Source organism: Mucilaginibacter sp. P2_A4, assembly GCF_056405015.1.
In genome coordinates, this window is the sequence record NZ_JBFUCX010000008.1 from 1 (window position 1) to 12471 (window position 12471).

Genomic DNA, 12471 nt, shown 5'->3' on the forward strand with positions numbered 1-12471 from the left:
CAACTGGCAACTGGCAACTGGCAACTGGCAACTGGCAACTGGCAACTGGCAACTGGCAACTGGCAACTGGCAACTGGCAACTGGCAACTGGCAACTGGCAACTGGCAACTGGCAACTGGCAACTGGCAACTGGCAACTGGCAACTGGCAACTGGCAACTGGCAACTGGCAACTGGCAACTGGCAACTGGCAACTGGCAACTGGCAACTACTCCCCCTCCCGTTTAACCAGCAACACCTCATCCCCATCCAACAGCAAATAACCATATTCATAACAAAACATATAGGTTGATCCGGTTTTGGTTTGGTAGATACTGGTGATATGATCAAAGTCGAAGCCTTTTGCTGCCAGTTTTTTGCGGGTGGTTTTGGTTTTGCCAGTTGGGTTTAGCTCCTCCAGTACGCGGCGGTTGCGGCGCAGGATATTGTTGATATTGCGCACCAGGTTATAACTGTTGCTGTTAAGCTGGTTGTTATAGTTGTTGCGGCATAGGTCATTACAGAATTTTTTATCGGCCCGGCCGTGCAGGGGTTCGCCGCAATCCAAACAGTTTCTTTCCTGGTTCATAGCATAAAGATACACAATTACCTATCCGTTTGCAAACGCTTACAAACGGAAACTATCGACTATAAACGGTTACTATCCGGCTAAATTTTCGGGGTAGCCGCACATTTGTATCGTTATCAAAACATATATCAAACATTAAAAAACAAAACGATGAACTCATTAAGAAACAGTGTACGCCTTGTAGGCAACTTAGGTATGGATCCGGAAGTAAAAGTTTTCGACAGCAACAAAAAAATGGCGCGGATATCTATAGCCACCAACGAGAGCTATAAAAATGACAAAGGCGAAAAGATAACCGATACCACATGGCATAATCTTGTTTTGTGGGGAGCCCAGGCCAAACTTGCCGAAGATCTTTTAAAGAAAGGCGATGAGGTAGCCATTGAAGGCAAGCTGGCCAACCGCAACTACACCGATAAGGACGGGGTAAAGCGTTACGTATCAGAAATTGTAGTGAATGAATTTTTAAAAGTTGGCGCGAAGGGCTGAAGAGCAAAAGGGCAGGAACCAAAAGGAGCGCAATGGCGGGTTGGTTCTGTGGATGATCGCCTTGCGGTATCACCTCCCGATGAAAAATAATGAACTGTTTGTTATCCTGAAATGCAGTGAACTACTCTACCGGCAAGCATTGCATGTTGGCAGGTAGGTATTTCACTGGGTTCGGAAATCACGAAATGATTGGCTGAAAGTAATAAAAGGCATTTCGCTTTCTTAACTATCAAACTTCTGCCCAGATGGTGTTTACATTAATAGTTTGTTCAACAATATCGTGAATAACGGCATCAAGTTCCCTGGCGGATATATGCAGGTATTCAATTATTTCGTTGTTAAGCGAACTCATTTCATTGTGCTTATCGAACAAATTTACCAGGCCCAAAATGGTGGCCACCGGGCGCCTTAATTCATGCGAACTTATATTGGCAATAGCGTGAAGTCTGTTGTTTTGCTCTTTAATATAGGTCTCATTTTTTTTACTTTCAATTAAAACGCGCAGGATGTCAACAGTGCGTTCAATCAGTCGCAGTTCGTCATTATTGGGCTCACGAACGGTAGTGTAATAAATACCAAATACAGCCAAAACCTTTGTACCCTTTGTATTCATAACCGGTGCAGACCAGCAGGCTTTTAAGCCATACGGTTTTGCCATCTGAATATAATCAACCCATCTGGGGTCGTTTTCAATATCACTCACAATAATTTGCTGGCGATGATACACCGAGCTACCGCACGAGCCTCCATTGGGGCCAATCTGAAGGCCTTCCATCTGATCGCAATATGATTGTGGCAACCGTGGCGCGGCAAGGTTAAGCAGCTTTTCCTGCGCGTAATCTACTTCCAAAACAGAACAGAGCATATCAGGGAATATCGCTTCAATACCCTTAAGCAATTCGCTGGTTGTTTGCGCAAGCGTATATTGTGTGGTAATATTTAACTCCAGCACTCTTTTTTCCAATCCTAATACCCATTCCTGGATTTTTATTTCAGTAATATCCCTGATAAAAACCGCTATCTGTTTATGATAAGGGTACATGTTGATGCGAAGCCATGAATTTGAGTAAGCGTTTAAATACTGAAGCTGTAATGATACATTATCGTTTAATGATCGTTTAAATTCGGCTAATACTTCTGGGGTTAAACCCAGGCTTTCTATATGTGTAAATCCCGATTGTTTAATTTCTTCGGCGCTTAAATTGGTCAAAGCCAGAAAAGCCGGGTTAAAAACCATGATATTCCAATCGGCATCAAGCACAATAAAACCCTCGTTCAGGCTTTGAATGGTATGTTGTACAATATCGTTACCCGTCAATCCTGCAAGAACAGGCGCATCCATCTGCGGGGTACCCGTAGAATAGATAAGATTATCATCATTTAAAATTACAGACCAGGTAACGCTAAAATAGCAGCCATTTTTTGCTTTTATCCTGCTTTGATAGCCCAGCAGTTTCTTATGTAAAAGCAAACTGTTTTGCGATTCCTCCTTTCGCTCTTTATCCGCCGGGTGGCATATATCGGCAATATTAATACCCGATAATTCGGCATCACTATAGCCAAATAAGCTTTGAAAGGAAGGGTTTGTATGCAAAATCACTCCATTCACGTCCATCACAAAAAAAATATCTTTTGAATGAGTAAAAAGGGATGTGAATCTTATATCCATATGGGGTTTTTACGGTTTTTATATCCCGTAAGTTATAAAATATTTGTAATAACTTAATATTATTTTATGGCGTGCTTACCGCAACGGGCAAAACCTTACCATTAAAAAATTTATGACCCGTTAATGCGAAATCTGCAATATACTTACCCATTTCAAATGCCAAAACCGGCGACTGGTACCCAGGAAAAGCCTTCTCCAGCATTTCTGTTTGTGCCGACCCTAATGCCAGGCAGTTTACCTTAATATCCTGATCTGCAAGCTCCTGCGCCAGGCACTCCGTTAATGTGTGCAGCGCTGATTTGCTGGCCGAATAAGCCGACAAACCCGGAAATTTGGCACTACCGGAGTAGCCGCCCATACTGCCAATATTTAGTATATGCCCCCCTGCCGGAATTAATGATAAAAGCGCTTGTATAATACGTACATGACCTATAAAATTACTTTGCAGCATTTCTACAAAATCGGTTTCTAATAACTGGCTAAAGGGTTTATTAATAAGCACCCCTGCGTTATTGATTAAAATATCCACCTTGTTATCAAAATTAACCTCGATAAATTGCTGTAAACCCAGGTAATCATCGTGCACAATATCAAAAGTGAGGGCATATAACTGGCAATCGGGGTTAAGGCCATGGGCTATCTCCAGCAAACGCTCCAGTTTATCCTGCGAGCGGGCAAGGGCAATTACCTTATGGTTTCCTGATAGTATAAGTTCAATTACAGCTTCAAATCCTACGCCGCTGCTGGCGCCTGTTATAATGATGTTCATAGTAGCGACTAAAATACCAATTTTTGCTCAACAGGATGTTCAATAAGGTAAAAACCATCAGTGATAAGTTTTTTTAATTCGGGCTGGTCTTTTACCTTTTGCTTAAGAAAACCACGAATCTCAGCTACCAGTATCGGCTCAATCTCCTCATGTTCCAGCAACTCCAGTATCTCCAGGGCACAAAGCCAGTCGTCATGATGATCTTTTTGCAATTTAAGCCAACCGTTGCCTAAAAAATTATATTCACCTTGTTTTTGACGGCAATAGCGCACCTGCTGGTATAACTTGTGCAATTCTATATTTTTAAAGTCATGCTCTACATGATGGGTGGCAGTTTTTGATTTGTAAATAAATTCCTCAAATGCCTCTTTATCAGCTGCACCGCAAAATACCGATGTGATGCTTTCGCCCACAGCCATATCATAAACGCCCCATGACGGATCAAATAGTATTACGCCTTTTTCATCAGTAACGCTACAATGCGTAAAAGTAATTATCTGTGTTTTCCCTTCAGATACAAAGATATTTTTAACCCTGCCTTTAACCGTGATACCACTTTCAAAATCAAGTATCGCGTCCTTCTTAATGGCAATACCGATGTTTTCCAGCTCCGCCAACCCCATATTTTCTAAAGGCTGCATATTTTTAAGTTTACCAACAGGCGAGCTGAAGCCATCCTGATGATAATTTTTACCATGACCTTTTAATTGCTTGTTGTTCACTGACAAAACAGATGGTCCGCTGGTTTTTAAAAAATAAGGATCTTCATTTTTACCAACTCTAAAATCGGTAACCGTACCGGAAACCTGCAACCCTGAGCTATAAACCACCGTACAGGTGTTTTTACTTTCAAAAGCCTTACCCAAACCGTAAGCTCCTCCCCTGCGGAACGACATGGAATTGGCAAATTGCTCCAGCACATCTATCAGGTTTTGAAAGTTTGGCGTTACAAATAACTGGGGTTGGGTTTTAGTAATATCATAGCTGTAGTTAAGGGCATCAATGGTATACCAAAGCTTCTTAACTTCGGCCGTCATACAGCTGGCACTTTCCCCAATAGATGACAGCAGGCCTGCACCATATATCTTTGGATTCTCCAATGTACCAATCAGGCCATATTCCACCGTCCACCAATGCAGGCGGCTTAGCAATGCCATTTCTGATGGCTCGCCCATGTTTTCCTGCCTGAAAGCTACCAGCTCATCGGCTTTCCTGATCTCTTCAGGGTCAGCATCTGGCATTTCTTTTAAAATTGACAAGGCCCTAATGGCTTCATAAAGTTCAAAATCCTGGGCCGAAAACATCGCTTTCGCCCCTATCGAACCAAAATAGCTCAAATATTCATGGTAATCCTTATCAGCAATAATTGGCGCGTGCCCTGCCGATTCGTGTATAATATCGGGCGCGGGTGTATATTCAATATGGCGTAACTGCCTAATGTCTGCAGCTATTACCAGCACCCTGTAAGCCTGGTATTCCATAAAGGCGGCAGGTGGTATAAAACCATCAACAGTAACAGCTCCCCAGCCAATTTTGGCAAGGGCATCATTCATCTCCTGTAAATTGGGAATCCGTTCAATAGTTAATCCGGCTTTGGTTAAACCGGGGATGTACGGATAATAAGCAACATCCTTTAAGTAACTATAGTTTTGCCGCATTACATAACGCCAAACCGCATGATCAATGGGCGTGTAATGTTCGTAGTGCTGATCTACTATAAATTGTTTTAAATGACCGGGCAATGCCGCTACCTGCGGATTATTAAAATCATTAAAATGGCTCATTAAAATAAATTGGTTTATATATAGAACGCCAATTTAAGTAAATGGTTGCCGCACTTGCAAAATTCAGAATATGATTCTAATATGAGTTTTAAATTGGAATATTATTCCGACTAACAACTAATTTTCCGAAGTTAATTCCGATGGTTTTTGCAACCCTTTCTCAAGCCTGCTTGGGCGTATCACATAGTAAATACCAATTAAGGCAACAAAAATAGAGATGAGATAAAAGCCAAAGCTTAAATAAACAGCCATATCTTCCGTAAGGTTAAACTGACGTGCCAGGGTTAAAAAAAGTGCATCCCTAATACCGCCGCCGCCTAAACTAAAGGGGATAATTGCTGCTAATGAAGAGAAGAGAAACGATAACAGGTAAGGCGCAAACTTGCCGTTAAAATCCTGTGCAAGCAGCAGGCATACGATAGTAAGCAATTGCATACTTTGTACACCAATAGCCTTTAAATGGCCTGAGAAAAAATTATGGGTATAATCCTTGAAAAATCTTCGTGCAACAAAATAATAAATTACTGAACCCACCGACACGATACTCAGCGGAATAGCCAAATGATACGGAAAACTCGGGATTAAAATAATAAGGCCAACCACAATAGCGCCAATAGCCCAAAATCCGCTTAGCCTATCAAACAAAATAGCCCAAAAAACTTTTTTGGTAGGTAGTTTATAAGTTTTGTGCAGTAAGTAAATTTTATAACCATCGCCGCCTATGCCGCCCGGTAGTAATACGTTGTAGCACAGGCCTAAAAAATATAAGCGCAGGTTGAAACGCCAATCCAGCTTAAGGCCAATAGATTTAAAGAAACTGAGTAAACGCCATGACGAAAACAGCATTGAGCCAATGTAGCAAAGAATAGCAGCAGTTAACCAGGCACGGTTAGCATGCGCAAGGCGGAATTTTATTTTAGCAAAAGGAACCTTGCTAAAAACCCAATAAAGCAGGCCGCCGGTAACCACTATTATTAAAATAACCTTAACTACATTCCAAAGCTTACCTTTCCAGGTTTTATGCTCGGTGCCTTCGTCAACTATATCTTCTATTTCTGTCATTCGGGCGCAAAGATAGTTAATTAGTAATTAGTTAAATTTTATCAACTAATAAATTCACTGTTTGTTCACAAATTATTAATCTCTAATCTAATGGTCAAAATTCTAACTAATCTTTAATCAACTAATCACTAATCTTTAAAAAGAAGTATTTTTGCGCAAATTTTTATCGATATGAATAAAGTAAAGGTTGGCATAGTGCAAATGAGCTGTACTGCAGATAAGCAGCAGAACATGCAAAAAGCCATTGTTAAAGTAAGGGAAGCAGCGGCCAAAGGCGCACAGATAGTTTGTTTACAGGAACTTTTTACCTCCCTTTATTTTTGTGACGTTGAGGATTATGACAACTTTAAACTTGCCGAAGCTATCCCGGGCCCATCAACAGATGAGTTATCAAAAGTTGCTGCCGAGCTTAACGTAGTAATCATTGCTTCGCTGTTTGAGAAACGTGCGCAAGGTCTTTATCATAACACAACCGCCGTTTTAGATGCCGATGGCAGTTACTTAGGCAAATACCGTAAAATGCACATTCCTGATGATCCCGGCTTTTACGAAAAATTTTATTTCACCCCCGGCGACTTGGGTTACAAAGTATTTAAAACTAAATACGGCAAATTAGGCGTACTTATTTGCTGGGACCAATGGTACCCCGAAGCTGCACGCATTACCGCATTAATGGGTGCCGATATTTTATTTTACCCAACAGCAATTGGCTGGGCAACCACGCAGGATGAAGCTACTAACGTAGAGCAATACAATGCGTGGCAAACCATTCAACGCTCGCACGCGGTAGCCAATGGCATACACGTAGTAAGTGTTAATCGTGTTGGCGAAGAAGCAGGCGTTAAATTTTGGGGAGGATCATTCTTTGCAAATCCATTTGGGGCAATTATTCAGCAAACCTCACATGATGAGGAAGAAGTGGTTGTGCAGGAACTGGATTTAGATAAATCTGATTATTACAGAAGTCATTGGCCGTTTTTGAGGGATAGAAGAATTGATTCATATCAACCTATAACCAAACGTTTATTGGACGAAGATTAAACACCTCCCACCGTCATTGCGAGTTTTAAAACCCAGTGGGCACTGAAGGGGAAATGACGATTTAAAAGGTTTGTCATCCTGAACGCAGTGAAGGATCTATTCGCAGACTTTACAGGGCGGATAACAGATCCTTCACTCCGTTCAGGATGACAAAAAGTTTTTTTTTTGCAAAAAAACGTCATAGGTAGGCACGAAGCAATCTCTAACTTTACAGAGCGGCTCTATAGGTCGGGGATTGCTTCGTACCTCGCAATGACGAGTGGGATATAAATATTTGCTTTATCAATTATGAGCCAAAATACTTCAACTATACAAACTCCTGCTTCGCAGGGATTCTCCTTTCCAGCTGAGTGGGCTAAACACACAGCGACATGGCTTTCATGGCCTCATAAAGAGGCTTCGTGGCCGGGAAAATTAGATACCATTTACACCTCCTACATCGAATTCATCAAGGTATTAACCAAAGGCGAATTGGTTCGCATTAATGTGGTTGATGAAAACATGAAGGCATCTGTTGCTTTTCAACTGCAAAACGCAGGTGTCGACATGAGCCGGGTTGAACTATTTGAATTTGCTACCAACGATGCCTGGTGCCGTGACCACGGACCAGCTTTTTTGATCAATCCTGAAACTAAACAGAAAGCTATTGTTGATTGGGGTTATAATGCCTGGGGTGGCAAATATCCCCCTTTTGATCTGGACGATGTGATCCCTACAAAAATTGGCAAGCATTTTGGGTTGCCTGTATTTAATCCGGGCATTGTAATGGAAGGTGGCTCTGTTGATTTTAATGGCAAGGGCACCATTTTAACCACCACTGCATGCCTGCTCAATAAAAACCGCAACCCGCAGTTAAATCAACAGCAAATTGAAGGCTATCTTCGTAATTATTACGGCGCCGAGCAAATTTTATGGTTGGGCGATGGCATTGTGGGCGATGATACGGATGGACATATTGACGATATCACCCGCTTTGTAAATGAAGACACCGTGGTTACCGTAGTTGAAGAAAATAAAAACGACGACAACTATCACTTGCTACAGGAAAACCTGGAGGCATTAAAAACCATGCGTCTACTCAACGGTAAACAACTTAACGTTGTGGAATTACCTATGCCCGAAGAAGTAATTCATGACGATACCCGTCTGCCTGCATCATACGCTAATTTTTACATAGCCAACTCGGCAGTAGTAGTGCCTACGTATCGTTCTGTTAATGATGATAAGGCGTTGCAAATTATCCAGCAATGTTTCCCTGACCGCGAAGTGGTGGGTATTGATTCAACAGATATTATCTGGGGATTAGGCAGCTTTCATTGCCTGAGCCAGCAGGAACCGGAGATTTGATGATTTCAGATGTGTGAGACCTATTCAACTATTGACTTGGTGTGCATAAAATTCAATTTATTATTTGGAAAGAATTTCACTTAATGTATTTGGGCTGATTTGATTTTTTTTATCCTTTGCTGTCAGTATGATAAAGAACAAATCATTTTGTTTTTTCAAGAAAGAAATATTTACAGGCATAAAAGAATTATCAGTCTTCGGCTGCGCAAAAATATCTTGGGCTCTGCTTTTATCAAATTGAACAGATAGGTTTTTAAAGTTTGAATAGTAACTGGCTATCGAATCTTCTTTTTCAATTACCCTGGTATCATTCCCAAAAAAATTGAAAAAAATTTTGTTGTTCACCTTATCTGGAAAACTTGTTTTATACTCAATATCAAAAGGTTTCGCATCATTAAATGAATGATATCCGGCTCCAAGAGTAACATGAGTATCTTGATAATTCTCATCAATAATATCTTTGAGTGATTTACTTACATTACTATCAATCTTATAAATTTCAACACAATACTTATTTTCATAATATAAATCTACAATAGCGTTTCTAGCTTTACTATTTGTAGTTTGGAGAGAAATTATAGCATTTTTCTTTTTAAATAAACCAATATAATCAGCTGGAATTATATTACTTGATGTCAACGAATCGGCCTGCATTATTTTAGCATCTTCAACACCCTGTGTCGCAGTAAACATCATGATAATAATAAATAAAATAAAGAGTACAGAACAAATGATTAGAAGAATATATCTTTTTTTCATGATGAGCACATGCTAATTAAAGTGCCTTAATGTAAGTTATTAATAGATGTAAAACAATGCAAATCACTCAGGTTCCTTTGCGAAAGAACCCGAATAAACAACAACCAAAAACGCCCGGCTTTTTTGAAACCGGGCGTTCTTGGTTGTTAATGTCCGCTATCATTTTAAAGGGAGAATCACGGTTTGCTTATCCAAATTCCAGCCTTCTACTAATATGGTTGGCGTAACGCTGCCTAATTTTGCTACCGGGGCGCTTACCGATACAATTGTACTTTCGTGCGGAGCAAGGGTAAAGTAGTTGCCTGTCCAGTAGCTCGGCATTACCTCTTCGCCATTTTTCATCAATTGCGGGCGAACGAAGAATGCTATCTGATTTGAATTATTTGTAAACTGAACCGTCCATTTGCTTTCGCTTACACCTTTCTCAGCTTTTAAAACCTTGGCGCTTACCTGCGCATGTTTCATGCCATTCAATGATTTAAAATCATCATTGGCCGATAGCCAGTAAACATTGTGTGATACCGCTTTGCCTGTAGCCGTTTTCAGGTTAAGCACTACAAAGCTTACGCCTTGTGTACCTGCCAGTATATCTTTTAGTTGGATAACTTCCTGTACTCCATTTAAAGCCAAACCAACATGCTCTACTTTTGATGATTTGATGAGCTTGCTGTTGATATCGAAAATATCGGCGGTAGCAACAAGGCTGCCTGTTGCATGATGGGTACGGTTAATGATAGCCACACTGGAGTTATCATAGTTATACTGAATATGTACAGGCTCACAGGCATTTTGCATGGAGTAGTATCCGGCGTTGGGTTCCAGGTACCAATCGTATATCTGCCAAATTACACTTGGCAGGGCTGCATTCAGTTTCCAGAGCATTACGCCACCGGTTTCGTTCAGTTTATGCCCGTCGGCTTCAAAAATACCCTGGTAGCCTATATAGTTCATGAACTGCATCTTGTCAGAAAAATTGACAATATCACTCGGTGCACCGTACCTTTTGGCCATTTCATCATAGTATTTATCATATTGCCCTGCTCCCGTTGCTGCATCATGATACCCCCAGCTGTTATTTAACGGAAACGGCAGGTTTTTATCCCAGGTAAGGTTGGGGATAATTTTAGGTAGTGTGGTATAAGGCGGCTGCGATGGCAAACCTGTTTCATCCTTAAATACCCAGTCTTTGCCGGCATCTGCCAGTTTATAATAATCCTTAGGATCTTTCCAGGCATACGGACCACCACTATAAACGCCTGATGGCATATCATCCGGCCATGAACCTTTCCATCCTTCGGGCAATTTGGCAAAGCCGGATGAACTTGGGATAAACGGCCTTGTACCATCCAGTTCGATGATATCATTGCGCATTTTATCATATAGTTCTTTACGGGCATGGCCTTCGTTGCCGCCCGTCCATACCAGTAAACTTGGGTGGTTACGGATCCGGTAAATGGTGCTCTCTACATTTTTTACAAATACGCTTCCTTCCAATGGCCAATCGGGCGAGCCTTTAAACTCACCCTGGGTATCGCCGGTGATCCAAAAATCCGACCATACCATCTGTCCGTATTTATCAGCCGCATTCCAGAACGCGTCAGGAGGCGTAACACCTCCACCCCAAATGCGCACCAGGTTTACATTAGCATTGCGGCACAGGTGCATCTCATAATCATAACGGGCCGAATCACGGTTCACCATCATATCGGGTACCCATGCGCCGCCTACCAAATGCACCAACTTACCATTCACGTAAAATTGGCGACGCACAAAACCGTTCACCATACTTGCTTTGGATGATACTTCACGCACCCCAAAAACAAAGGTGGTATCATCACTTATTCCCTTTACATCGGCATATTGCAGGCGGATACGATACAGATTTGCTTTGCCATAACCATTTGGCCACCATAATTTTGGCTGACGAATAACAAGCTGGCTTATCTTATCGGCATTTAACTCCACCATCTTGCCTGAGTTGGCAGCAACGGAAATCGCTTGCGTAAACTGGACTGGCAGCCCAGCAAAATTTTCAGGCTTTATGCTGATGGTAAGCTTGCCATTATTAGCCGCGTTGGTATTATTTGATAGTGTTAAATTCAGCGATAGCTTAGCTATACTGGTATCAGGCAGGTTTGGCAGGCTGGTTACCAGTTTCGGCCTTCCAATGGTTACCGCCCCGGTTGTGCGCAAAAAAACTGGTTGCCAGATGCCCATATTACGATCGCGCACCGGGGGGATCCAGTCCCAGCCTGCAGAGCAGAGCATGGTTACGTTTTTACCTATATCTCCGGTGGGGCCACCATTTTCATAAAACGGGCCTAAAGCTTTCAACTGTTCTTTTGCGGGATAGCCCGGATAATCCAAAGGGTATATTTTTACAGCCAATGCATTATCGCCACCGGCATTAATAGCATTGCTTACATCCAGGTTATGCTCGGCAAACATGCCTGCCATTTGGGTACTATCGGCAATTTGCTTACCGTTAAGCCAAACTGCAGCGCGGTAATTGATGCCTTTAAATATCAGCTGAAACTGGCGCCCTTTATCACCGGCTGCCACTTTAAAAGTTGTGCGGTACCAGTAAGGTTTTTTCCAGGGATTAGGATCATTGGGTAAATGGCTATACTGCTCCAGGTTATATTCCTTGTTAAACTGATCAGATGCATCAGGAATCAGCATATTGTTTAATCCCTGGTAAGGATCGGGATAGATTTTATTGGCAACCAGACCGGTTAATACAGTTGAGGGTACTTTAACCGGAAACCAGTACACGGGCGAATGATATTTTATACTTGACAATTCGGTACCGGTAGCATTCACCAGGGCCGAAGACTGCAAATCGAAATTAGATAACTTAACCTGTTTTACGGGGGCAGACTGAGCCAACAAAAAGGAAGGTAAAACGCTCGCGACTAAAACACCTAAGGCAGCATAAATAGTTTTTTTCATCATAATGATTTTTTAACAGGGGCATGTGACGCT

Annotated in this window: 11 protein-coding genes; 4 read left to right on the top strand and 7 right to left on the bottom strand. The window is 41.7% G+C overall.

The genetic code is table 11. The annotated features are described in order from the left end of the window. Positions 1 to 226: hypothetical protein (locus AC1DYB_RS15505; protein ID WP_477436241.1), on the top strand; the 226-nt coding region annotated here is incomplete at its 5' end. Here AC1DYB_RS15505 and AC1DYB_RS15510 read toward each other — a convergent pair. Further along, positions 207 to 566, bottom strand: coding sequence for a hypothetical protein (locus AC1DYB_RS15510; RefSeq protein ID WP_477436243.1), 360 nt, complete (start codon positions 564 to 566; stop codon positions 207 to 209). The genes AC1DYB_RS15505 and AC1DYB_RS15510 overlap by 20 nt on opposite strands. Before the next feature lie 150 nt (positions 567 to 716). On the opposite strand from AC1DYB_RS15510, the gene AC1DYB_RS15515 reads away from it, so the two are divergent. Further along, positions 717 to 1055, top strand: a complete 339-nt coding sequence (locus AC1DYB_RS15515) for a single-stranded DNA-binding protein (RefSeq protein WP_477393747.1) — start codon at positions 717 to 719, stop codon at positions 1053 to 1055. A gap of 229 nt (positions 1056 to 1284) precedes the next feature. Here the strand turns inward: AC1DYB_RS15515 and AC1DYB_RS15520 are convergent, their stop codons facing one another. From AC1DYB_RS15520 to AC1DYB_RS15535, 4 genes are all read right to left on the bottom strand, one after another. Beyond that, complete coding sequence (locus tag AC1DYB_RS15520; protein WP_477436245.1) at positions 1285 to 2724, bottom strand: PAS domain S-box protein; 1440 nt, start codon at positions 2722 to 2724, stop codon at positions 1285 to 1287. 64 nt (positions 2725 to 2788) lie between these two features. Next, positions 2789 to 3493 carry an SDR family NAD(P)-dependent oxidoreductase gene (locus tag AC1DYB_RS15525; protein WP_477436247.1) on the bottom strand — a complete coding sequence of 235 codons (705 nt, stop codon included), beginning with the start codon at positions 3491 to 3493 and terminating at the stop codon, positions 2789 to 2791. 8 nt (positions 3494 to 3501) lie between these two features. Then, positions 3502 to 5277: an aromatic amino acid hydroxylase gene (locus AC1DYB_RS15530; protein ID WP_477436249.1), complete on the bottom strand. Its 1776-nt coding sequence runs from the start codon at positions 5275 to 5277 to the stop codon at positions 3502 to 3504. 117 nt (positions 5278 to 5394) lie between these two features. Then, positions 5395 to 6339, bottom strand: a complete 945-nt coding sequence (locus AC1DYB_RS15535) for a lysylphosphatidylglycerol synthase transmembrane domain-containing protein (RefSeq protein ID WP_477436251.1) — start codon at positions 6337 to 6339, stop codon at positions 5395 to 5397. A gap of 171 nt (positions 6340 to 6510) precedes the next feature. On the opposite strand from AC1DYB_RS15535, the gene AC1DYB_RS15540 reads away from it, so the two are divergent. Both AC1DYB_RS15540 and AC1DYB_RS15545 read left to right on the top strand, forming a co-directional pair. Beyond that, positions 6511 to 7380 (top strand): carbon-nitrogen hydrolase, encoded by an 870-nt coding sequence (locus AC1DYB_RS15540; RefSeq protein WP_477396711.1) that lies wholly within the window; start codon positions 6511 to 6513, stop codon positions 7378 to 7380. 288 nt (positions 7381 to 7668) lie between these two features. Next, the gene (locus AC1DYB_RS15545) at positions 7669 to 8727 is read left to right on the top strand and encodes an agmatine deiminase family protein (RefSeq protein ID WP_477436253.1); all 1059 of its coding nucleotides are present in this window, start codon (positions 7669 to 7671) and stop codon (positions 8725 to 8727) included. Positions 8728 to 8787: 60 nt separating this feature from the next. Here AC1DYB_RS15545 and AC1DYB_RS15550 read toward each other — a convergent pair whose 3' ends face one another. Continuing rightward, positions 8788 to 9486, bottom strand: coding sequence for a hypothetical protein (locus AC1DYB_RS15550; protein WP_477436255.1), 699 nt, complete (start codon positions 9484 to 9486; stop codon positions 8788 to 8790). Between the two features lie 159 nt (positions 9487 to 9645). Further along, the gene (locus AC1DYB_RS15555) at positions 9646 to 12441 is read right to left on the bottom strand and encodes a glycoside hydrolase family 2 protein (protein WP_477436257.1); all 2796 of its coding nucleotides are present in this window, start codon (positions 12439 to 12441) and stop codon (positions 9646 to 9648) included. Positions 12442 to 12471: the final 30 nt, after the last annotated feature.